Genomic DNA, 23,530 nt, shown 5'->3' on the forward strand with positions numbered 1-23,530 from the left:
CAAACGGAGCTTTTTGTTATTGGATACAATAAACGATTACACCAACGATAATAATCATGTTGCCGATGAGTTTACGTTTCGTTATTTTTTCCCCTAGGAAATACCAACCGAAAATTAATATGATGATATAACTTAAGGATTCTAATGCTGATGCTTGTTTTAATTCCATGCCCTTCATGGCGATTACATTTAATCCAGCATTAAGTACAAATAAAGAGTAACCGATAATAACATAAGGATTCACATATTCTTTTATTCTAGAATCGTATTGTTGTAAAGTAGCTTTTTTTAATAATATTTGTGAGTAATTTGCTAAAATTATCCCGAAAATAAACAATAGCATATAACTATTCATCTTTTGTCACCACCACAATTCCGACGATAATAATAGCTGCACCAAGTAAATGATTCCACTGAATTGTATCTCCAAATAGAAATACTGACCAAAGCATTGACCATAGTATAATAATCCCTCGATGTGAATATGCTTTTGAAATTTCGAAATGTTTAATTACTTGTTGCCATAAAATTGCATATCCGAATAAAAGTATAACTAGTCCGAAATAAGCAACAAAAAATGAGATTGAAGCAATTGGAAATTGAGCTGCCCATTTCATGTAAACCATAATGATAGAATATATCAAAAAAGCTACATGTAAAAATACATAATTTTTAATAGTTGGTTTCATTTATTCACTCTCTTTTACATATAAATATCTATTTATATCTGTTTTTTTAATGATAGATATAGAAATATATTTTGTTTAATCTTTCACATTCCAAATTATATAGTATCATGGCTTTTATTGTAAAACAATAGAAGCCATGCATTCATTTTTTCCAAGATTCTACAATATGTATCGTTTTATTTGTTGCATCCAACTCTACTTGAACACCGAAAGGTATAGTAATCATTGGATGTGTATGACAACAATCGAAGTCAGCTAGAAAAGGAATTCTTTGATTTTGAAGTACTTCCAACAGTATTTCAAAAGGTTTTCGATTTGTACCACAATCATCAAATTGCTCATGTTTTCCAAGAATGATACCTGAAATTTTATCAAATACACCGTTAATTTTAAGGAATGAAAAGCTTCTTTCGATAGTAGCTGCATCTTTTGAACTGTCCTCAATAAAGAGAATATCGCCTTCTTGAATATGTGGCATATAGGGGCTAGCCCAAATTCCTTGTATCGTGTTTAAATTCCCGCCAATAATACGCCCAGTAGCTTTTCCTTCAATTACTGAAATCCAATTGTTTGGTCGAAGTTCTTTCTCCTTCGTCTTTTCTTCCCAATTAATAAATTCATCTGACCAAAATAATGGTTGTTTTATATGATAAGGAAGAGATTGATCATGTAGTAAAGTTTCTGCAAAATATTTGTATGTGCAGTTAACAAAAGGTTCAAATTCGCCAAAGGAAGGGACGAGAGCGGGCCCATAAAATGTAGGGATTCCTGTTTTAGCATAAATTCCTAGTAATAAAGCAGTTGCATCTGAATATCCAATCATTATTTTAGGGTTATTTAGAAAAGTGTCATAATCAATATAAGGTAATATTGAATTTGAATTCATCCCACCAATTGTTGACATAATACAAGAAATATTAGGGTTTCTTATCAAGGCATTTAGTTCATCAGCACGCTCTTGTATACTACCAGAACGATAAAAATCATATCGACCTGTTAATGAACCTTCTAATATACGAAACCCTTTCTGTTGTAAGTAAGATTTTGCTCGTTCAAATCTTTTTGGAGAAGTGTAGGTTACTGGTGAAGAAGGGGAGTAGATCCCAATTGTGTCTCCATATTTTAATGATTTTGGAAGTAGCATTTGTATGAATCCCTTCTATTAAATAGTTTATTTACAAGATTTTATTGTTGAATATTCTTATATTTCAGTATTATAAGTGTAACATAAACAAATTAAAATAATAATTCCTGTATATGAATAAATATACTTTTTACCTTGACTGTATAAAGGAATTGTTGTTAAGGTTAAATGTGAGTGTATAAAAGGTTTGCTAAAGGAGTTTTGAAATGAATCGGTTAAAATGGGGAAGGATGACAGTCCTATTAGTCATTATTTTAGGGATATGTTGGTTCTTATTCCAAGGAAATCAAAAGAGCGTAGCGAATGTAGAAGGACAACCTTTGCAAGTGGCAGAACTACCTAAAGCAGGATTTACTGAAAAAGTAGTCCCGCCAAAGTACATCCCACCAGAAATTAACGCAAAAGCGGCTATGATTATCGATGCGAGTGATGGAGATATTATTTATCAATATAATGAAAATGAAGCTTTTGCACCGGCTAGTATGTCTAAGATGATGACAGCGTATCTCCTACTAGAGAGTATACATAACGGGAAAGTTCGCTGGGAAGATCCAGTTAAAATGAGTGCGAAGGCGGCACAAACAGAGGGAGCGAGAATCCCAGTACAAGTTAATGACACATTAACTGTTAAAGATTTATATCATGCATTAATGATTGAGTCAGCTAATAATTCAGCTGTGGCTTTAGCAGAACATATGGCAAAATCGGAGAAAGATTTCGTTCAGCTTATGGATGCAAAAGCGAAACAGTTAAAAATGTCGGAACATGCTAAATTTGCAAATGCTTCTGGATTACAAGAGCCAGATGGAAGTGAAACAAAAATGACGGCTGCTGATGTAGCACAATTGGCGTATCATCTTATAAAAGATTATCCGGAAATATTAGAAGTGACTCACTTGCGTCAAAGTCAGCTAGCATTTAATAATATTAATGTTATAAGCACAAACGACATGTTAAACAAAAATAATAAAAGTTTATATATAGAAGGAATGGACGGACTAAAAACAGGATTTACAGATAGTGCAGGATATTGTTTTACTGGGACTGCCAAGCAAGGTGATAACAGAATTATTACAGTAGTCATGGGGACATCAAGTAAAACAAAACGTTTTACAGAGACAAATAAGTTAATGTCGTATGCATTTGGATTAGTTAATTAAGTAAGTAAAATACGAATCTAGATCGCTACATAAGTAAGACTGTTTGTTGTTACTAATTTTAGATAACAACAAACGGTCTTTTTATTTTAACTTTAAAAAGGAAAAAGATTCTAAATACAAGTGTTATCATTTGAGTTTATTTGTTGCTGTGATATTATAAAGTTATAAGCTTATTAATAATAAGTTTGAGGGGCGTAATATGACATATACATATGAAATAGCCTCAATTGAAAATTGGAGGGAATTATGATGGCAAAAGATTTTTACTCAGCAATTGAAGACAGAAGATCTATTTATGCAATTAGTAAAGAGCAAGTAGTTTCTGATGAAAAAATTCAAGAAGTGATTTATCATGCTGTAAAACATACACCTTCAGCTTTTAATTCTCAAAGTGCTCGCGTTGTTGTTTTATTAGGAGAACAACATGATAAATTATGGGATATTACGAAAGAAACATTAAGAAAAATTGTACCTGAAAATAACTTTGCACCTACTGAAGAAAAAATGAATGCATTTAAAAGTGGTTATGGAACGGTTTTATATTTTGAAGACAGTGAAGTTGTGGAAGGCCTTCAAGCAAACTTTGCATTATATAAAGATAATTTCCCAACTTGGTCTCAGCAATCATCAGGAATGTTACAATTTGCAATTTGGACAGCTTTAGAAATTGAAGGGTTTGGTGCTACGTTGCAGCATTACAATCCGCTAATTGATGAAGAAGTGAGAAAAGAGTGGGATGTTCCAGCAAATTGGAAGCTCACTGCGCAAATGCCATTTGGTAAACCGGTAGTACATGCTGGTGAAAAAGAATTCCAACCGTTAGAAAACCGTGTGAAAATTTATAAATAAAATAATTTGATAAAAGGTGAACAGGAATATAACCTGTTCACCTTTTTTATACGTAATAAGGGTTTTTTTGTCCAGCATTTTTCATCTGATTTTTTAATTCATTTTTACGTATTTCAATAGCTGATACTTTTTGTAATGTTATCATTGAAACGAATTGAATAAAAGCATAGTATGGCTCTATATTTTTTTGTATTGGATCATCTATTATATTTCTCACAAATATGCCTCCTCTTTTTATTCCAATAAAATTCCGCATTAATGGGTAGCCCGAGTAGTGAGGGTTAATAATTAGCGGGAGGATAAAACCTTTACTAATTAAAGTTTTATTATGATATATAATACTATGATTATCCTATAAATTCCATTATCAGAAAAGAAAACAGTTGGTATAGTGTGTGTTTTCTTTAAAGGAGAAATGGTTTTTATGAAATAAATCTTACAATTCGTCAAATTATTTCAAAATTGTAGATAGTATAGAAATTTAGTTTTCTAAAAATATTATACTATTGATAAATAGAGTGATTTTTGTCATGATGAAAGTATACTTCATGTAAGGAGCTTTATAAGGAAATACATAATGTGGTTTGTATTAGGTTAATAGAATTTTTTATAGAAGATAGAAAAGCGATGTTTTATATTGAGATATTAAATGAAATGTCGAATTTTCATGCGATATATAAGAAATTTGAAAAAATCATTGCAAAAACACTATAATTAATGATAAAGTTCACATGAAGTTCACACGGATTTCACTTTGTTCATTTAAAATGAACTCTGTGTGAAAAATAAAACTCTTGCTAAAAAATGGAACTGGATGAATATTTTACTTTGATAATATTGTAAAGTATTAAAGTTTTAAGTTTTTTTTAAGAGGATAGTAGGGAAAGGAAGTAAAGACAACTTATGAAAAAAGTAATTGCAGGTTTAGCAGCAGCTTCTGTAGCTGGCGTTGCAGTTCCAGGAATGGATTCTGCTCATGCACAAGTTTCAAATGAAGCGCTAAAAGAAATTAATGGACAAACTCAAACTCAAACGACTGTAACTGAAACAAAAACTGTAGAAACAACTTCTGAATTAAAATACACAGTAACTGCTGATGTATTAAATGTTCGTTCAGGTGCTGGTACAGGACATAACGTTATTTCTAAAGTGAAATCAGGTCAAGTGCTACAAGTAGTTGGACAAGAAAACGGTTGGTTCAAAGTAAACGTAAATGGTCAAACAGGTTATGTAAGTGGTGACTTCGTAACGACTGGTGGCAAAACAGGAACGACTGTTCAACAAGGAACAGGTACTTATACAGTAAACGTTTCTTCACTTAACGTACGTACAGGCCCAAGTACATCTCATACAGTTTTAGGTTCTGTAAACAAAGGTAAAACAGTACAAGTTGTAGGTGAAGTACAAGATTGGTTTAAAATCAACTTCAATGGTGGAACTGGATACGTAAGCAAAGACTTCGTAACAAAAGGTGGTTCTGCTGTATCTAACGAAACACAACAACCAACTACAAACAACAATACTACAACAGTTCAAACTGGTGGTTCTTATGTTGTTAACACTGGTGCTTTAAAAGTACGTACAGGCCCAGCTACATACAACGCTGTAATCGGTGGAGTAACAAATGGTAAAGTACTAAACGTTACTGGCGCTGAAAATGGTTGGTACAAAATTAACCATAACGGCCGCACGGGTTACGTAAGTGCAGACTTCGTTAAGTTTGTAAAAGGCGGAGTAAACAACGTTACAAATAACAATAACAATAACAATAACGTTACAAATAACGTTCAACAACCAGGTAAAGACGTACAAAAACCAACAACAGGTGGAGATACATCTTCAATCGCTGGATTCGCTAGATCTTTAAATGGTTCACCATACAGAAATGCTGGTACAACACCTGCTGGTTTTGACTGCAGTGGATTCATTCACTACGTATTAAATCAAACTGGTCATAAAGGCGCTCGTCAAACAGTTGCTGGATACTGGAGCTCTAAAACAAAAACTAGCAATCCACAACCAGGTGATTTAGTATACTTCCAAAATACTTATAAATCAGGTCCTTCTCACATGGGTGTTTACTTAGGAAACGGTCAGTTCATTAGTGCAGAAACAGATGCAACTGGTGTACGTATTAGTTCTGTAAGTAACTCTTACTGGAGCAAGCACCTATTAGGTTACACAAAAGCATACTAAGAAAAAGTAGTTTTATATACTTTTCGTATAGAGAAAAGGCTTTCCAAGGAAACTTGGGAAGCCTTTTTATAATTGTATAAATTGGAAGTTTAATAGTTTTTATTTTAAATTTCCATTTAAAAATCGATCATATAAGTCATGGAAATAGTTAGGACGAAATAAGTTCGCTGCATGTCCTGCTAAAGGTATTTCCTTATATAGAACGTTAGGTAAAATAGATTTCAAATCAAATAGACAAGATTTATAGAGATGATCATGCTCTCCCATTACCCATAGTATAGGGTGAGGAAGTGATTTTAATTTAGACTTTAAATCGAATTCTAACCGATGTCGTAATGACTGGGCAATAATGGATGAATGTAATTGTAATCCGAAACGGTAGTAAATATTTCTTGAAATGACTGCAAACGGATTTGCTTTTAGTATACCACTTGGAAAAATAGTATTTGCGTATTGAGAGAGCCATTTAGAGTATTCATCCCCTCGCTTCTCCCAAAAATTTTGGAATACGCTATATAAGCGAGAAGGGTTATTGTAATGTCCTCCAATATGACAAATACTTAATACTTTTTCTGGATGCATTTGTGCAAAAATTGTAGAGATGTAACAGCCGTAACTTAGCGCACAAATATGAGCTTTTTTAATACCTTCTTGTTCATATAAGTTTAATAATTGATCTACGAGACGCTGTAATGAAAAGTCGATTGCTTCTCCTTTATCATCACCGTGACCTAATAAGTCATAAGTTATAATGTTGTAGGAGGCAGAAAATCGTTTTTGCTCCTTTTTGAAGGCGCGACGATTGCCAACTAATCCATGAATAAAAATAATTGTTTCCTTTTCAGAATGTATATTTGTTTACAAAAAGGATACTCCTTTCACTAACTGGAGATTTATATCGTGTTTTAAATTATTTATCTATAATTCACATAGAATAATATTAAGTACCAGGTAATAATATCAGATGTTTATATCTGTTGTAAAGATGAGTTTTTATGTATATTTTGTAAAAATAGAAAAAGTGTGTTTACATTCAGTTTACATTTGTATCGTATTCTAATTTTAGAAAGAATAGTTTGGTTTAACATGAGGAGATGAACAGGAATGGAAGTTAGAAATGAAATGAAGAAAAAAGGGAGCTGGAGGCAGTTTTTACGCCTTATTCAAGATACAAATCCTCCGAAAGGAATTTTAATTTTTGCGTTATTAATGAGTTTGCTTTCTACGGGAGCGAGTTTATTTATTCCTATGCTAACAAAAGGATTAGTAGATAATTTTTCGCTTTCTTCAATTAGTGCAGGACAAATTGTTGGGTTAGTTGCTTTCTTTGTAATGCAAACTATTGCGGCAGGGTTGTCTATATATTTACTAAATTATATTGGGCAGAAGATTGTAGCGGGACTAAGAGAACGTTTGTGGAAAAAGGTACTTATCTTGCCGGTATCTTATTACGATCAAAATAGAACAGGTGATACCATTAGCCGTATGACGAATGATACAGGTGTTGTGAAAACGTTAATTTCTGAGCATTTGTCAAACTTATTAACAGGTGGTATTTCAATTGTTGGATCGTTAATTGTATTATTTGTGTTAGATTGGAAAATGACTGCGTTACTTTTAACGGTTATTCCGTTGTCTGTATTAATTTTAGTTCCACTTGGACGAAAAATGTATAAGATTTCAAAAGCACTTCAAGATGAAACGGCATCTTTTACAAGTGTGTTAACGCAAGTGTTATCAGAAATTCGTTTAGTGAAATCTTCAAATACAGAAAAAAGAGAATATGAAACGGGTAATACAGGCATACAAAAGTTATTACAATTTGGTTTGAAAGAAGGAAAAGTGCAAGCATTAATTTCGCCAGTTATGTCGTTTGTTTTAATGGCACTACTTGTTATTATCGTAGGATATGGCGGGATGAGAGTTTCTAGCGGTGCATTAACAACTGGTGAACTTGTAGCGTTTATTTTGTATTTAGTTCAAATTGTAATGCCGATGAGTCAATTATCTATGTTCTTTACACAATTCCAAAAGGCAATTGGTGCAACGGAAAGAATTAGTACGATTTTAGAATATAAAGTAGAAGATCATGAAACTGGTGTGAAAGTGACAAATGCTAAGCAACCGATCGTTCTTGAAAATGTACATTTTGAGTATAACGAAGAAGAGCAAGTTTTGAGAAATATTGATTTCACAATTGAATCTGGAAAAGTGACAGCGATTGTAGGACCAAGTGGTAGTGGGAAAACAACGTTATTCTCATTACTGGAACGTTTTTATGAGCCAACTAGTGGTGCCATTAAATTAGGAAAAGAATCAATTACGAGTTATTCATTACAGTCATGGCGACGTCAAATCGGTTACGTATCACAAGATAGTCCGTTAATCGATGGAACGATTCGTGATAATATTTGTTACGGCGTTGAAGGCGAAGTAACGGATGAAGAAATTGAAAAAGTAGCAGCAATGGCATATGTTGATGCATTTATTCATGACTTACCAAACGGTTATGCAACAGAAGTTGGAGAACGCGGTGTGAAGCTTTCTGGTGGACAAAGACAGCGAATTGCCATTGCCCGAGCGTTACTTCGAAATCCGCAAATTCTTATGCTCGATGAGGCAACTTCAAGCTTAGATAGTAAATCTGAGTCTGTCGTTCAAAAAGCGTTAAATAACTTAATGAAAGGCAGAACAACGTTAGTGATTGCGCATAGACTTTCTACTGTTGTAGATGCAGATAAAATTATCTTTATTGAAAAAGGGAATCTTACAGGTAGTGGTACGCATGATGAATTATTACAGACGCATGATATGTATCGTGAGTTTGCAACGCAACAATTGAAAATTAAAGAGGGTGCATTTTAAAAAAATATATTAGATGCTAAGTAGAAAGGAAATGGTTCCTTTGATACCTAAAATTTTAATAGTAGACGACGATCCACACATTAGGGAACTCGTTTCTGTATTTTTAGAACGAGAAGGTTTTCAAACATATGAGGCAATTGATGGAGTAGATGCACTTCGGAAAATGGATGACGTAAAAGTCGATATGGTTATTCTTGATATCATGATGCCAAATATGGATGGATTTGATGTATGTTTTGAATTAAGAAAATACTATGATATCCCGGTTCTGATGCTAACTGCCAAAGGGGAAACATCACAAAAAGTAAAAGGATTTCACCTTGGGACAGATGATTATCTTGTAAAGCCATTTGACCCTATAGAACTAGTAGTGAGAGTAAAGGCATTATTGAAACGTTACCAAATTACAGTTTCACAATCGATTCAAGTTGGAAATGTATTATTAAATCGTAAAACATTCGAAGTTACATCTGGAGAACAAACGGTTATGTTACCGTTAAAAGAATTTGAGCTGCTTTTTACTTTAGGGTCTAAATCGGGAAGAACTTGTTCGAGAGAGCAATTAATTGAAGAAATATGGGGATATGATTTTGAAGGGAATGAACGTACACTAGACGTTCATATTAATCGGTTACGTGAGAAGTTTCAAGAAGAGCAGTCGAAATTTAGTATTAAAACAATAAGAGGATTAGGGTATCGCTTAGAGGTAAGTAAATGAGAAAAAGAAAACGAATGAGTAAGTTGAAGATGCTGAAAGTATTTGGAGCGGTATTAGCGCTCTTTTCTTTTCTTACTATCATTTGGTCTATCGCATTTTATGTAGCAACTAGTATATTGAATGCTTTTGACGTAAACGTATCGCCATTTGTTGCCTTTCTAATTAGTGATATGGTCGGTTTTGTATTTATTATTCTTATTTGGACATTAATTGGAATATTAATGAGGCCAAAACGAGAGGCAATGATTTGGACTATTATTGAACCGATACAAAAAATTGCAAAAGGAGACTTCTCCGTAAAAATACGAAATGAAGAAAAGTATGATGGAGAAATTGGTGTGCTCGTAAAAAGTATAAATGATATGACAGATGAACTGAATACGATGGAGAAAATGAGACAAGAATTTGTATCGAATGTTTCTCATGAAATACAGTCACCATTAACTTCTATAAAAGGGTTTGCTAGAGCACTACAAGACGATAATCTTTCTGAGGAAAAAAGAAAACATTATCTTACCATTATTGAAACTGAAACAACGAGATTATCTAAACTAAGTCAAAACTTATTGAAGCTAACTCTTTTAGAATCAGAAGAGTATATACCAGAAAGAGTGAGTTATCGATTAGATCAGCAGTTAAAGCAAATTGTGTTAAATAGTGAACCACTCTGGGCTGAAAAAGAAATCGAGTTAGAACTAGATTTAGAAAAAGTACATGTTATTGCTGACCAAGAAAGTATGAGTCAAGTGTGGATTAATTTAATTCATAATAGTATTAAATTTACTCCAAGCGGTGGCACGATTACTATTCAGTTAAAGGAACATGAAACAGTAGTGGAAGTGCGCATCCGTGATTCGGGAATCGGTATATCAGAAGAACAGAAACAACATATTTTTGAGCGTTTTTATAAAGCGGATTCTTCACGAAATCGTGCCTATGGAGGAAGTGGCTTAGGTTTAGCTATTGTAAAAAAAGTACTCGACCTTCATCAAGGAGAGATAAAAGTAGAGAGTGAAGAAGGAAATGGAACAGAATTTATTGTGTGTATTCTTAATTATGAAGAAAAATAGTGTTAGAAGGAGAGCCTTCTAACACTATTTTTCTTTAAAAATGCATTTACCGTTACTGCAATTATATTGATAAGCTTTTCCTTCGCTATTCATACGGTATGAGTAATCAGATTCTTTATCGTTCTTAAAGTCAACGTATGCTTCTGCACCGTTTTTATCGTCATCTATATCAATGAATTGAACGTTTCGTATAGAATAATCTTTCTTTTCTCTTAAACCTCTTCCTTGCAAGTTTGTATGAATACCATCTACTAACTGGTCAAACAAAGACCAGTTTAAATTAAGATGTTCAAATGACTCAGTATGTCTTCCTAAAATACCGTTGTCTTGTATTATTTTTTTATTATCATCGTATGTATAAGAGTATGTAAAATATGGTTCGTCTTTATATACTACTGTTGCATAATAGCCAATATTATAAATGGGAGTATATTTTCCGGTTATGTCTTGTATTTCTTCTTGCTTATAACCTTTTTTAATATGGAGATAATTGCTAGTATCTTTTTCTATTACTTTATAATTTAGTGGATTACCAAATATAAAGTACAGGGCAAACAATATGATAAATAGTCCGACTGCAGTTAGTAACAAGACCCATTTTTTTCTTTTCATACACATACACTCTCCTATGCTGGATTTGTTTTTATTTTACATGAATAATGGTAAAAACATGAAACTTATAAACAAAAACTTTCTATAGTTACCTACAAGTAACCTACGCACATGAAAGTGCATCATTGCCTTTTTACATAAACATAGATACAATTTTAATATAATACATAACTGAGATGATTAAGGAGTGTTATACTTGGCAGAATTATTACAAGGTAAAAATGCTTTAATTACAGGAGCAGGTAGAGGGATTGGTCGCGCTGTCGCAATCGCATTAGCGAAAGAAGGCGTAAATGTAGGCTTATTAGCTCGTTCAGAAGAAAACTTAAAAGCTGTAGCGAAAGAAGTAGAAGCAGAAGGTGTAAAAGCCGTTATTGCAACTGCTGATGTTTCTTCATACGAAGAAGTAACAACTGCGATTGAAACGTTAAAAAATGGTTTAGGATCTATCGATATTTTAATTAATAACGCTGGTATTTCTAAATTCGGTAAGTTTTTAGAACTAGACGTTGCTGATTGGGAAAAAATCATTCAAGTAAACTTAATGGGTGTATACTATGCAACTCGTGCAGCTTTACCGAGCATGATTGAACAACAATCTGGTGATATCATTAACATTTCATCTACAGCAGGGCAAAAAGGTGCACCTGTAACAAGTGCATATAGTGCTTCTAAATTTGGTGTCCTTGGCTTAACAGAATCGTTAGCGATGGAAGTTCGCAAACATAACATTCGTGTAACAGCTTTAACTCCAAGTACAGTAGCAACTGATATGGCTGTTGATTTAGGATTAACTGATGGAAACCCTGATAAAGTAATGCAAGCAGAAGATATTGCAGAATTTATCGTAGCGCAGCTGAAATTAAATAAACGTACATTTATTAAATCTGCTGGGCTTTGGTCTACTAATCCATAGGAAGTAAATTTAACTTTAAAAGAAGGGATATCTATTCTGTAAGGGGTAGATGTCCCTTCTTTATTTTTTGTATTCGAGACAGAATTTTCGGTATAATCAAAAGTGAATGGTAGAAAGCATTGGAAAATTGAAAGGGGTGGTATTTGCATGAGTGGAATTGAGAAATGGACGGCTGTTGATCAATATATGAGTGATGTATTAATACCGAAAGATTCTACATTAGAAGGGGTTCTTCAAACTAATGCTGCAGCTAATTTGCCAGCACATGATGTATCACCAACGCAAGGGAAGTTTTTACAACTGTTAGTACAAATTCAAGGGGCTCGTAATGTTTTAGAAATTGGCACGCTAGGCGGGTATAGCACGATATGGCTTGCTAGAGCATTGCCATCTGGAGGCCGAGTTGTTACATTGGAAGCAAGTGAAAAACATGCTGAAATTGCACGTAGCAATATTGAGCGTGCTAATTTGACTGATAAAATTGAAATACGAACAGGATTAGCGTTAGATTCTTTACAACAAATAGAAAACGAGAAGTATGAACCGTTTGATTTTATTTTTATAGATGCTGATAAACAAAATAACCCTGCTTATTTTGAATGGGCACTAAAACTATCACGACCGGGTACTGTAATTATTGGGGATAACGTAGTACGTGAAGGAGAAGTTATTGACAATACTAGTACCGATCCTCGTGTACAAGGGATACGTCGTTTCTATGAATTAATAGCTGCTGAGCCACGTGTTAGTGCTACAGCGCTTCAAACTGTCGGAAGTAAGGGATACGATGGATTTGTAATGGCAATCGTAAAAGAATGAGGTAAGGAGATAGATAGAATGAAAAAGATGTTTGAAAAATTATAACATGTATCTTGTATAACGAGATTAGCTCGTGGGCCTCCGACATACATAACACTATATTATATATCAAAAAATTGGAGGCTATAAGTAGATGAGAACTGAAAAAGAAATGCTAGACTTAATTATTAATACAGCAAAAGAGGATGGAAGAATTCGAGCAGTTATCATGAATGGATCGCGTGTAAATCCAAATGTGAAAAGAGATTGTTTTCAAGACTATGATATTATGTATGTTGTAAATGATATACAATCTTTTACGTCTAATCATAATTGGGTTCATAGATTTGGAGAAATAATGATAGTACAAATGCCAGAAGAAATGTCGTTAGTTCAACCAGATGAAGATGGGAAGTTTCCGTATTTAATGCAGTTCATGGATGGGAATCGGATTGATTTAACGCTAGTTCCAGTTGAGTTAATAAAAAAGTTCGTTGGACAAGATAGTTTAAGTAAATTACTTCTCGATAAAGATAATTGTATGGAAGGATTCCCGCCAGCAAGCGATAAAGATTACTTAATAAAAAAGCCTACAGAAAAAGAGTTTTTGGATTGTTGTAATGAATTTTGGTGGTGTAGTACGAATGTGGCAAAAGGGCTATGGAGAGAAGAGCTTTCTTATGCAAAAGGAATGCTTGAGGGACCAGTGCGAGATATGTTCATCGTAATGCTAGAATGGTATATTGGTATGAAAACAGATTTTACAGTTAATGCAGGGAAGTTTGGAAAGCATTTCGAGCAATATATTGAAAAAGATATGTGGGTGCAATTTAAAAGAACATTTTCTAATGCAGAATATGAAAACATATGGGAGTCATTCTTTGTCATGGGTGATTTATTTAGGGAAGTGGCGAACGAAATCGCTAACAAATATGAATATCAATATCCGCAAGATGATGATGATAAAGTGACGAACTATTTAAAACATGTGAAAGCTTTGCCAAAAGATAGTACATCGATTTATTAATAATAGTAAGCAGTAAGACTGTCCTAATTAAGGACAGTCTTATTTTTGTTTATGAATAACAATTTCTCTAACAAAGTGCAGATGAATCACATATGAAAATTTAGGGAGGTTTTTTATCATGTATTATTTTTATTCGCCAGAAATGTTTGCTCCATATCAATGGGGACTAGAACGAGATGTTTCGTATGCTTATATGCCATATAACTCATTTTATTATGGAGACTATATAAGCGCATTGCCATACGCATATATCCCTCAAAGCTATGAAGTACAAATGAAAGCAGATGATCGTGGATCGTGGACACCATTTACATGGGTTGAAAAATATGCGTACGCATTTTCAGGACCGTATAATAAAGCGGAAGTAGCTCTTACATTTGATGATGGACCAGATTCAGAATTCACGCCAAAAATATTAGATAAGTTAAAACAACATAATGTAAAAGCTACTTTTTTCTTACTTGGTGAAAACGCAGAAAAATTTCCGAATGTAGTAAAGCGTATTGCAAATGAAGGGCATGTAATTGGTAATCATACGTACAGTCATCCGAATTTAGCGAAAGTAAATGACGCTGAGTACCGTAATCAAATTATAAAAACGGAAGAAATATTAAAACGTTTAGCCGGCTATGCTCCTAAATTTATACGTCCACCGTATGGTGAAATACTTGAAAATCAATTGAATTGGGCAACTGAGCAAAATTTTATGATTGTACAGTGGAGTGTTGATACAGTTGATTGGAAAGGTGTAAGTGCCGATACGATTACAAATAATGTGTTAGGGAATTCATTTCCAGGTAGTGTCATACTGCAGCATTCTACTCCAGGTGGGCATTTACAAGGATCTGTTGATGCACTAGACAAAATCATTCCGCAGTTAAAAACGAAAGGGGCACGTTTTGTAACACTTCCAAGTATGTTCCAGACATCGAAAGAAAGAAAGAAAGTGAATGTGTTATAAATTGGAAAAATAAGGGTTGTGTCGTATAATGAAAGTGTAAGTTAGGGGGGATATAATTGATTGATGCACTAGTAAACATAGGAATAAGCATATTGATTGGTATTATTTTTATACTTGCGGCAATTATTCTTCAAAAAAATCCACCGACCGATATTAATGCGGCATATGGTTATCGTACGAAACGATCTATGAAAAATAAGGAATTATGGGATGCGGGTAACAGGTATAGTGCAGAAGTGATGAAGCAAAACGGATTTATCATGATGTTAATTGGAAGTGTTATTAGTATACTGTTTAGATATCCACATACAATAATAGCGATTATAGTGGTTATGCTGTTATTAATCATTCGTTTATTTATACAAGTAGAGAGTAGATTAAAAATACTTGAACAATAATAAAAAATAGGACTCTACGCAATATTATGCTAGGAGTCCTATTTTATTTATAAACTATTATTTTTTAATAATTCTTTTCCTTGCTCTATAACAAATTCATAGTATGCAAGATCATACGGATAAATATCTTCAAATGTTATCGTAATCGGTGTATTGTTTAAGACTGAAATAGTCGTTAAAGATGAAATCTCTCCTTTTAATAGTTGTAGAAAAGAAGTTGCATGTACTTTCATCACATCGTCTACTTCTTCACCTGGTGCGAATGGAAGTGGATTGATGACGTTGTGAAAATACATATGACAAAACTCGCGATCAGTAAGATTTGAAATTTCATAATCTATTTTAAAGATTCCCTTGTATGTTAAATCATTAGTTTGAAAGGAAAGCCCTAATTCTTCCTCAATTTCACGAAGACCACCAATTTGTACATCTTCATCATGCATAATATGTCCAGCTGAAGTAATATCCCATATACATGGAGCTTCTTTTTTATTTTTAGAGCGTAATTGGAAATATAAAAACATATCTTCATTATCTTTTTCTACAAACCAGCAATGAAATGTTTCGTGCCAATCGCCGTCACGATGCACTTCATCACGTAATTTCTTCCCAAGTGTATTTCTTTCAGGATCAAATATTGTTAACCACTCTGTCATTTTAATTCCCCTTTCCTCAAATTTTATTATACAATATTTGTATTGAATTTTGGGAAAATAAAGAAAAAGGAGTGGTTATAAGTGGGGATCGAGCGTACGGAAATAAAATCGATTATTTCAACAGAGGAAGAGTTACGGAAAATATTGGGGCAACCAAGTGAGCGAGCGTTGAAAAAAGTCATTTCATCATTAGACCACCATTGCGTAGATTTTCTTTCTAAATCTCCTTTTCTAGTATTATCCACTGGAAATAAGTTGGGGGAGTGTGACGCCTCGCCGCGAGGAGATGCACCTGGATTTGTATACGTACTCAATAATAATAAAATTATCATTCCAGAAAGACCAGGAAATCGTCGTATAGACTCCATTTTGAATATTATTTCAAATCCACATGTAGGACTAATCTTTTTTATTCCAGGTCTTGGGGAGACACTCAGAATAAATGGCCGAGCGTATATTACAAACGACGAAGAAATTTTGAAAGAAATGCAGGCGAATGGACGCAATCCGTTGCTTGGAATTGTTGTTGAAATAGAAGAGTGTTATATTCATTGTGCAAAAGCGTTTATTCGTTCTAAGATGTGGGATCCAGAATCTTGGTTAAATAAAAAAGAGTTACCATCAGCAGCAAAAATGTTGCTGGAGCATGCGAAAGTGAATACTTCAGAAGAAGATGTTGCACGTTCTTTAGAAGAAAGTTATACAAAAAGATTGTATTAAAAATTTTATTAATATAGTTTTGTAGAGCGGATATGTACGGGTTTTAGAATGGGGAATTTATATATGAACCGTTGATTTATAAACTGGAGAAATAACAAAATAGGTAAATTGAGTGGCGGTTGCATAATGATATTGTGAAATATAATAAAAAAAATTCTTGAAAATAGTTAGTAAAAATAGGCTTGCTTTTTAAAAAGTTGATAACTATAATAAATTAACAAATAGACATGAACGAAAAAGTAACGATAAGGACAAGAAATCATTTTTACGGTTTACAGAGAGGGAAGCCAAGGGTGTGAGCTTCCTAACACGAGAAATGATTTTACCACCTTTGAACTTCAATAGTGAACGAGTAATCTAGTAATTATTGACGGTATCAGCCGTTATCTGAACTTGAGCAATCTAGGGAGAAATACGTCTAGATTGGAACAAGGGTGGAACCACGAAAACACATTCGTCCCTTTCCTAGGGATGGGTGTGTTTTTTTTATTACTTTGAAGGGAGGTGCGGTAACATGAAACTATTTATAAGTACGGAAATAACCACCACCTGCATGACAAAAAAGCAGAGTAAGGTGATTTATAGGTGTAACAATTAAACTTTTAGGAGGAGATTAGAAGATGAATAACGTTATAAATGTTGGGGTATTAGGTTTAGGTACGGTCGGAAGTGGTGTTGTTCATATTTTGAAAGAACATTATAAAAAAATCGCTCTTGATACAGGATACGCAGTGAAAGTGAAAACAGTCGTTGTACGTGATTTGGAAAAAGAACGCGATGTTTGTATTGACGGAATTGCAGTCACAAGTCATGTAGATGAAGTTCTAAATGATTCAAATATTGATATTGTAGTAGAGGTAATGGGCGGAATTGAAGAAGCAAAACAGCATATTGTTAAGGCTTTAGAAAATAAAAAACATGTCGTAACAGCAAATAAAGATTTAATGGCTGTACATGGTGCAGAGCTTCTTCAACTGGCAAACGATAATGATTGTGATTTATGTTATGAAGCGAGCGTAGCAGGCGGTATTCCAGTGTTAAGAGGACTAACTGACGGGCTAGCATCAGATCAAATTGAAAAAATAATGGGAATTGTAAATGGTACAACAAATTATATGTTAACAAAAATGAGTCAAAATGGGTGGTCTTATGAAGAGGCTTTACAGGAAGCGCAAAAATTAGGTTTTGCAGAATCGGATCCGACAGCAGATGTAGATGGACTAGATGCGGCGAGAAAGGTAGCAATTCTTGCAAACTTAGGTTTTTCGATGAATGTTTCATTAGATGATGTGCAAGTAAGAGGGATTCGAAAGGTCGAAAAAGAAGATTTACAAATGGCTGAAAAGTTAGGATTTACTATGAAGTTAATTGGGAAAGCAGAAAAACAAGGATCAGCCATTCATTTAAGTGTAGAACCGACACTTTTACCAAGTCGTCATCCATTATCGAATGTAAATAATGAATTTAATGCAGTATATGTTCACGGTCAAGCGGTAGGAGAAGTAATGTTTTACGGACCTGGAGCTGGAAAGTTGCCAACTGGTTCTGCTGTAGTAAGTGATATTATTTCCATCGTTAAAAATATGAATCAAGTGCCGAAAAATAAAAGTGCGTTAAAAGAACCAGTTCCTTATGAATTACAAGGTGATGAAGAAGTAGTTTCGAAATATTTCTTGCGTATTTCATTACGAGATGAGCCTGGGATGTTACAGAAAATAACAGAATGTTTCGTTAATTACTCTGTAAGTTTAAAAGAAGTTATTCAATTACCTTTAAACCGTGAACTGGCAGAAGTTGTTGTTGTGACACATCGAACTTCCAAATATCAATTCGAACGAGTTTTAGGAGCGATAGAAGCTGTCGCAAGTGAAATAAACAGTTACTACATTATTGAGGAGGAAAAACAATATGTATAAAGGACTATTGAAACAATATGCTTCTTATTTACCGGTGAATGAAAACACACCTGATGTCAGTTTAATGGAAGGAAACACACCTCTTATTCCGTTATTAAATATATCAAAGCAATTAGGGATTCAGCTATATGGTAAGTACGAAGGAGCGAATCCGACAGGTTCTTTTAAAGATCGTGGTATGGTGATGGCAGTTGCTAAGGCGAAAGAAGAAGGTTCAGAAGCAATCATTTGTGCATCAACAGGTAATACATCAGCATCAGCTGCAGCATATGCGGCACGTCTTGGGATGAAATGTATAATCGTAATCCCTGAAGGAAAGATTGCGCATGGAAAATTAGCGCAAGCGGTCGCTTATGGAGCTGAAATTATTTCAATAGAAGGGAATTTCGATGATGCACTTAAGGCTGTAAGAAATATTGCTGCAGAAGAGCCGATTACATTAGTAAATTCAGTGAATCCTTATCGAATTGAAGGACAAAAAACAGCAGCATTTGAAATTTGTGATCAATTGCAAAATGCACCAGATGTTCTAGCTATCCCTGTTGGGAACGCAGGGAATATTACAGCATATTGGAAAGGCTTCTGTGAATATGAGAAAGAAAAAGGTTATAAGAAGCCAAGAATTCATGGCTTTGAAGCAGAAGGAGCAGCGGCAATTGTAAAAGGGCATGTAATTGAAGAGCCTGAAACAATTGCAACAGCAATTCGCATTGGTAACCCAGCAAGTTGGTCGTATGCAGTAGAGGCTGCCGAGCAGTCTTGTGGTGAAATAGATATGGTATCAGATGAAGAAATTTTACATGCGTATAGGTTATTGGCAAAAACTGAAGGAGTTTTCGCTGAACCGGGATCAAATGCTTCATTAGCTGGCGTAATTAAACATGTTAAATCTGGAAAAATCAAAAAGGGAGAAACAGTTGTTGCAGTATTAACTGGAAATGGTTTGAAGGATCCTGATATCGCTATTTCTTCAAATCAACTAGACATCGCAAGTTTGTCAAATGATATAGAACAGATTAAAGATCATATTAAAGGGGTGATTATGTCGTGATACCACTAAGTGTTCGTGTCCCTGCTAGTACGGCAAATGTTGGTCCTGGATTTGATTCAGTTGGAATAGCTTTGTCATTGTATTTAGATGTGGTGGTTAAAGAAAAAGCTGATAAATGGCAAGTAATCCATTCCTTTGAAGAATCAATTCCGACAGACGATAAAAATTTAATCGTTAGCACGGCATGTAAAGTATGTCCTTCTATATCACCCCATATAATAGAAGTTACTAGTAATATCCCATTAACAAGAGGGCTAGGAAGTAGTGCATCAGCGATTGTAGCTGGGATAGAGCTTGCGAATCAACTAGGCAATTTGAACTTAACTGCTGATCAAAAAGTTCAAATTGCTACAAATTTTGAAGGACATCCTGATAATGTTGCTGCTTCTATATTAGGTGGAACTGTAATCGGAGCACTTGATGGAAAGGATATTTCCGTCGTAAGAATTGAGAGCAAGGAGTTAGGGGTAATTTCTCTTATTCCGAATGAAGAATTAAATACAGATGAAAGTCGATCTGTATTACCAAAGATGTTTCCGTTTCATGAGGCAGTTAAAGCTAGTGCGATAAGTAACGTATTAGTAGCTGCATTATGTCAAAAGCGGTGGGAAGTTGTAGGTGAAATGATGGAGAGAGACCATTTTCACGAGCCATATCGTTTAGAACTCGTACCGTTATTACCATCTATTCGTAAATGCGCAAAAGAATTTGGTGCGTACGGTACAGCACTTAGCGGTGCGGGACCATCTATTTTTATATTAACGCCATATGAGAAACGTCAAGAAATCGCTGAGCAATTAGCGAGAGTATTTACAGATATGAAAGTATGTGAGCTTGAAATCGACCATAAAGGTATTATTGTAAATAAGGAAGAGCATATTGGATCGTAAAGAAAGCTGGCATGGCTAGCTTTCTTTACGTTGCAAACCTATTTTAAATTAGGTTTTTTCGGAAAAAAATATAAAACAAATGTTGATTTTGAATAATGTAAGTAAAGAGTGCATTCATTTTGGAGGTGATTAAATGAATAAAGAGTCACCAGAAGAAAAAAGAGAGCGTATGAGACAAAGTGAATTAAAAAGTAATCCTACGGGTTCTTTACATGACGGACTCAATAGAGCGGAAACAGGTAGTCCAGTTGATATAGCAGGCGGTATGAATTGGAAAGGTACAGGGATAATCATTTTAGTACTACTTTTAGGATACATTGTATACACTTATTTTTTCAGTTAAAGAATGCTTGTTAAAATTTTGATTTGTTTAGTTTCATAATTGTTGAGAAAAAATGCAGTTACTGTATTACATATCTTCTAAGCGAATTATAGTTGTTCATATCAACTTTTAATACTCCAAATAGAGCTAGCAAAATGCTAGCTCTATTATTTTTTGCCACATTCCTGTAACAAACCACCTGTATATTCATTGGTGGAGGTGCAGAGGATGAAAAAAATGATAGCGATATGTCTTCTAACAACTATGCCATTTTCGACTTTAGTCGGTTGTGACGTAAAAGGTAGTAATGCTGTACAAGAGTCTAAAATAAAGAAATCGACGTATAAAGATTTTACTTATGATGTAAATCCAGAAACATTCACATTAACTGTAGAACATGAGGGGGTAAAGGAACAGGCATCACAATCCCTACCGAAAATGAAGGTATCGAATGTAAAAAAAGAAAAGGATCGTACATCGTGGGAATATCCAGATCAAAAAGTAAAAATAAAATTAGAAAAGAAAAAAGACCACTTAAACATTGAAGTGGAATCGACTGGTGCAGAAAGCTTTACATGGCCGAAAGTAGAAGCTGAAAATTATACACTTCCGTTATGGGAGGGTAAGCAAATTTCGAGCAATGATGAGAATTGGAAGAAGTTTTTAAAGGATGATGCATATTCATTTGCTGAATCATTTTCTATGAAGTTTTTCGCATTAAATGGTTCGAAATATTCAATTGTATATATTGCAAACAATATGTTTAATAATGAATTGAAATTTCATTCGGATCCGAAAATAGGATTTGATTTTACACATGAATTTCCGAGCATAAATAAAAATAAAACATATGGATTTCAATTATATGTGACAAATAATGATGCGGTAAGCATTGCTAAACTGTATAAGGATGATATTGTTCGAAAAGGTGAATTTAAAACATTACAAGAAAAGGCTAGAAAAAATAAAGAAATCGAAAAGTTATATGGAGCGGCGCATTTTTATTTTTGGAATCAAAATGGTTTATCAGAAAGTAATATAAATTGGCCAAAACTAAGGGAGCAAATAAATAGCCCGCTGTTTAGTCATATAAAAGAACTTATTCAAAAGAATAGTTCAGAGCCTGGGGAACTGAATGTATTAGATCAAGTAAGTAAACAAGATTTCATTGATAAGTATCAAAAAAATGTTATTTTACGTTATATAAACGAAGTATTATCCATGAAGGAATTTTATAAAGAGGATATTTTTCAAAACGTTGATCAGGAAGCTAGTGTGCTATTAAAGAAAGGTGTAGGTCACTTAACGAACACAGAATTGTATAGCTTAAATAAGCATTTATTAAAGTCGCTACTTGGTGATGCGGTTGAAGAGGTAAGTAAATTGGGTAATGCAGATGGAACAGACATACTAAAGGAAATGAAAGAGGCAGGAATAGAAAAAGCGTGGATTGGTCTGCCGAACTGGGAACAAGGATTTATGCAACCAAATTTCGTGACAAAAGCTAAGGAAATGGGGTATTTAGTTGGTCCGTATGATTCATATCATTCCATTCACGAAAAAAGTGATAAAAATTGGAACACAGCATCCTTTAATGACCCATCATTATACGAAGAGGCTACTGTAACGAAGAAAAACGGAGAAAAGGTGCAAGGCTTTTTAGGCAGAGGTCGCAAGTTAAACCCGACTTTATCGCTGCCTAGTGTAAAGGAACGCATGAATGATATATTACAAAATGGTCCTAAATATAATTCATGGTTTATTGATTGTGATGCGACAGGTGAAATTTACGATGATTATTCAGCGAAACATATAACGACACAAGAGCAAGATTTAAAAGCACGTTTAAAACGAATGGACTACATTGCGCAAGAAAAGGGTATGGTCGTTGGTTCTGAAGGTGGAAATGATTTTGCTAGTAATACGATTGCATTTGCACACGGAATTGAAACACCCGTTATTAAATGGGACGATGAAGATATGAGGAAAAATAAAACAAGTCCGTATTATGTTGGCGGATATTGGTCACCAAATCAAAATGTTCCTGAAAAATATGCAAAACAAGTACCATTGAAAGAAGAATATAAACAAGTATATTTAAATCCAGTATATTCGGTACCATTATATAAATTAGTATACAATGATTCCGTTATTACAACGCATCATTGGGAATGGGGAAGTTTAAAGGTAAAAGATGAAGTTGGAAATCGAATGCTGTCTGAATTATTGTATAATGTTCCTCCGTTGTACCATTTAGATGAAGTAGAGTGGAATAAGCATAAAAAAGAAATTACAGAGCATCTAAAAGTTTGGAATGAAGTTCATGAAAAAGCAGTAAAAGAAGAGATGATGAATTTTGCATATTTGTCAGAAGATAAGCTAGTACAATCTGTTTCTTATGGAAAAGATATTAAAATCATTGTGAACTTCTCAAATGAAGATAGGGAAGTAGAAAAAACGAAAATAAAAGCAAAGTCGGCTTTCATTGATACTCAGGGGAAGAAAAGCGTGTATACGCCGTTTGAGAAATAAGAACGTGAAATATACTGTATTCATAGAGATTTTATATTTA

General features: G+C 34.0%; 24 protein-coding genes and 1 other annotated feature. Of the genes, 17 read left to right on the forward strand and 7 right to left on the reverse strand.

Features of this window, described 5'->3' with window-relative positions:
• Positions 1-16: 16 nt before the first annotated feature.
• The 3 genes from CQ064_RS10880 to CQ064_RS10890 all read right to left on the reverse strand — a co-directional run bounded on the left by CQ064_RS10880 (position 17) and on the right by CQ064_RS10890 (position 1,833).
• On the reverse strand, positions 17-355 hold the full coding sequence (locus CQ064_RS10880) for an EamA family transporter (RefSeq protein ID WP_001089874.1): 339 nt from the start codon (positions 353-355) through the stop codon (positions 17-19).
• A complete protein-coding gene (locus CQ064_RS10885) occupies positions 348-689 on the reverse strand; it encodes an EamA family transporter (protein WP_000805130.1) in 342 nt (113 codons plus the stop codon). Before CQ064_RS10885 ends, CQ064_RS10880 begins: the two co-directional genes overlap by 8 nt.
• 142 nt (positions 690-831) lie before the next feature.
• A complete protein-coding gene (locus CQ064_RS10890) occupies positions 832-1,833 on the reverse strand; it encodes a S66 family peptidase (protein WP_000926329.1) in 1,002 nt (333 codons plus the stop codon).
• A 206-nt stretch (positions 1,834-2,039) separates the two neighbouring features.
• Here CQ064_RS10890 and CQ064_RS10895 point away from each other — a divergent pair, with 206 nt between their 5' ends.
• Both CQ064_RS10895 and CQ064_RS10900 read left to right on the forward strand, forming a co-directional pair.
• Positions 2,040-2,993, forward strand: coding sequence for a D-alanyl-D-alanine carboxypeptidase family protein (locus tag CQ064_RS10895; protein ID WP_001080878.1), 954 nt, complete (start codon positions 2,040-2,042; stop codon positions 2,991-2,993).
• A gap of 246 nt (positions 2,994-3,239) precedes the next feature.
• Entirely contained in the window at positions 3,240-3,842 is a 603-nt protein-coding gene (locus CQ064_RS10900; RefSeq protein ID WP_002093949.1) for a nitroreductase family protein, read from the forward strand.
• A gap of 46 nt (positions 3,843-3,888) precedes the next feature.
• Here the strand turns inward: CQ064_RS10900 and CQ064_RS10905 are convergent, their stop codons facing one another.
• Positions 3,889-4,059: a hypothetical protein gene (locus CQ064_RS10905; protein ID WP_001244281.1), complete on the reverse strand. Its 171-nt coding sequence runs from the start codon at positions 4,057-4,059 to the stop codon at positions 3,889-3,891.
• A 686-nt stretch (positions 4,060-4,745) separates the two neighbouring features.
• Here CQ064_RS10905 and entFM point away from each other — a divergent pair.
• A complete protein-coding gene (entFM, locus tag CQ064_RS10910) occupies positions 4,746-6,038 on the forward strand; it encodes an enterotoxin EntFM (protein ID WP_000755523.1) in 1,293 nt (430 codons plus the stop codon).
• A gap of 99 nt (positions 6,039-6,137) precedes the next feature.
• Here the strand turns inward: entFM and CQ064_RS10915 are convergent, their stop codons facing one another.
• Entirely contained in the window at positions 6,138-6,890 is a 753-nt protein-coding gene (locus tag CQ064_RS10915; protein ID WP_033794979.1) for an alpha/beta fold hydrolase, read from the reverse strand.
• Between the two features lie 252 nt (positions 6,891-7,142).
• On the opposite strand from CQ064_RS10915, the gene CQ064_RS10920 reads away from it, so the two are divergent.
• From CQ064_RS10920 to hitS, 3 genes are read left to right on the forward strand one after another with little or no spacing between them, the layout of a single operon-like run.
• Entirely contained in the window at positions 7,143-8,903 is a 1,761-nt protein-coding gene (locus CQ064_RS10920) for an ABC transporter ATP-binding protein (protein ID WP_000453879.1), read from the forward strand.
• 40 nt (positions 8,904-8,943) lie between these two features.
• Positions 8,944-9,621, forward strand: coding sequence for an envelope stress response regulator transcription factor HitR (gene hitR / locus CQ064_RS10925; RefSeq protein ID WP_015055113.1), 678 nt, complete (start codon positions 8,944-8,946; stop codon positions 9,619-9,621).
• The gene (gene hitS, locus CQ064_RS10930) at positions 9,618-10,691 is read left to right on the forward strand and encodes an envelope stress sensor histidine kinase HitS (protein ID WP_001231619.1); all 1,074 of its coding nucleotides are present in this window, start codon (positions 9,618-9,620) and stop codon (positions 10,689-10,691) included. Before hitR ends, hitS begins: the two co-directional genes overlap by 4 nt.
• 24 nt (positions 10,692-10,715) lie before the next feature.
• Here the strand turns inward: hitS and CQ064_RS10935 are convergent, their stop codons facing one another.
• Positions 10,716-11,309, reverse strand: a complete 594-nt coding sequence (locus CQ064_RS10935; protein WP_003270270.1) for a DUF3139 domain-containing protein — start codon at positions 11,307-11,309, stop codon at positions 10,716-10,718.
• Positions 11,310-11,499: 190 nt separating this feature from the next.
• On the opposite strand from CQ064_RS10935, the gene CQ064_RS10940 reads away from it, so the two are divergent.
• From CQ064_RS10940 to CQ064_RS10960, 5 genes are all read left to right on the forward strand, one after another.
• Entirely contained in the window at positions 11,500-12,219 is a 720-nt protein-coding gene (locus tag CQ064_RS10940) for a 3-ketoacyl-ACP reductase (RefSeq protein ID WP_000818985.1), read from the forward strand.
• A gap of 147 nt (positions 12,220-12,366) precedes the next feature.
• Positions 12,367-13,038, forward strand: coding sequence for an O-methyltransferase (locus CQ064_RS10945; RefSeq protein ID WP_000014165.1), 672 nt, complete (start codon positions 12,367-12,369; stop codon positions 13,036-13,038).
• A 133-nt stretch (positions 13,039-13,171) separates the two neighbouring features.
• Positions 13,172-14,044: an aminoglycoside 6-adenylyltransferase gene (locus CQ064_RS10950; RefSeq protein ID WP_001258527.1), complete on the forward strand. Its 873-nt coding sequence runs from the start codon at positions 13,172-13,174 to the stop codon at positions 14,042-14,044.
• A gap of 118 nt (positions 14,045-14,162) precedes the next feature.
• Complete coding sequence (locus CQ064_RS10955; protein ID WP_000291204.1) at positions 14,163-15,005, forward strand: peptidoglycan-N-acetylglucosamine deacetylase; 843 nt, start codon at positions 14,163-14,165, stop codon at positions 15,003-15,005.
• A 59-nt stretch (positions 15,006-15,064) separates the two neighbouring features.
• The gene (locus CQ064_RS10960) at positions 15,065-15,403 is read left to right on the forward strand and encodes an SdpI family protein (protein WP_025118474.1); all 339 of its coding nucleotides are present in this window, start codon (positions 15,065-15,067) and stop codon (positions 15,401-15,403) included.
• A 47-nt stretch (positions 15,404-15,450) separates the two neighbouring features.
• Here CQ064_RS10960 and CQ064_RS10965 read toward each other — a convergent pair whose 3' ends face one another.
• Entirely contained in the window at positions 15,451-16,059 is a 609-nt protein-coding gene (locus tag CQ064_RS10965; protein WP_000141352.1) for an NUDIX hydrolase, read from the reverse strand.
• Positions 16,060-16,140: 81 nt separating this feature from the next.
• On the opposite strand from CQ064_RS10965, the gene CQ064_RS10970 reads away from it, so the two are divergent.
• The 6 genes from CQ064_RS10970 (at position 16,141) to CQ064_RS10995 (ending at position 23,490) form a co-directional block, all read left to right on the forward strand.
• Positions 16,141-16,779, forward strand: coding sequence for a pyridoxamine 5'-phosphate oxidase family protein (locus CQ064_RS10970; RefSeq protein WP_000510726.1), 639 nt, complete (start codon positions 16,141-16,143; stop codon positions 16,777-16,779).
• A gap of 233 nt (positions 16,780-17,012) precedes the next feature.
• Positions 17,013-17,244, forward strand: a binding site (T-box leader).
• 155 nt (positions 17,245-17,399) lie between these two features.
• The gene (locus tag CQ064_RS10975) at positions 17,400-18,695 is read left to right on the forward strand and encodes a homoserine dehydrogenase (protein ID WP_001066892.1); all 1,296 of its coding nucleotides are present in this window, start codon (positions 17,400-17,402) and stop codon (positions 18,693-18,695) included.
• Positions 18,688-19,746, forward strand: coding sequence for a threonine synthase (gene thrC / locus CQ064_RS10980; RefSeq protein WP_000276434.1), 1,059 nt, complete (start codon positions 18,688-18,690; stop codon positions 19,744-19,746). The genes CQ064_RS10975 and thrC overlap by 8 nt, the downstream gene beginning before the upstream one ends.
• A complete protein-coding gene (thrB, locus tag CQ064_RS10985; protein WP_000612682.1) occupies positions 19,743-20,636 on the forward strand; it encodes a homoserine kinase in 894 nt (297 codons plus the stop codon). Before thrC ends, thrB begins: the two co-directional genes overlap by 4 nt.
• A gap of 133 nt (positions 20,637-20,769) precedes the next feature.
• Positions 20,770-20,979: a DUF6366 family protein gene (locus CQ064_RS10990; RefSeq protein WP_001031479.1), complete on the forward strand. Its 210-nt coding sequence runs from the start codon at positions 20,770-20,772 to the stop codon at positions 20,977-20,979.
• A gap of 207 nt (positions 20,980-21,186) precedes the next feature.
• Positions 21,187-23,490 (forward strand): glycoside hydrolase, encoded by a 2,304-nt coding sequence (locus CQ064_RS10995; RefSeq protein ID WP_000738102.1) that lies wholly within the window; start codon positions 21,187-21,189, stop codon positions 23,488-23,490.
• The last annotated feature ends 40 nt before the right edge of the window (positions 23,491-23,530 follow it).

The organism is Bacillus sp. MYb78 (genome assembly GCF_002975115.1).
GTDB classification, from domain to species: domain Bacteria; phylum Bacillota; class Bacilli; order Bacillales; family Bacillaceae_G; genus Bacillus_A; species Bacillus_A cereus.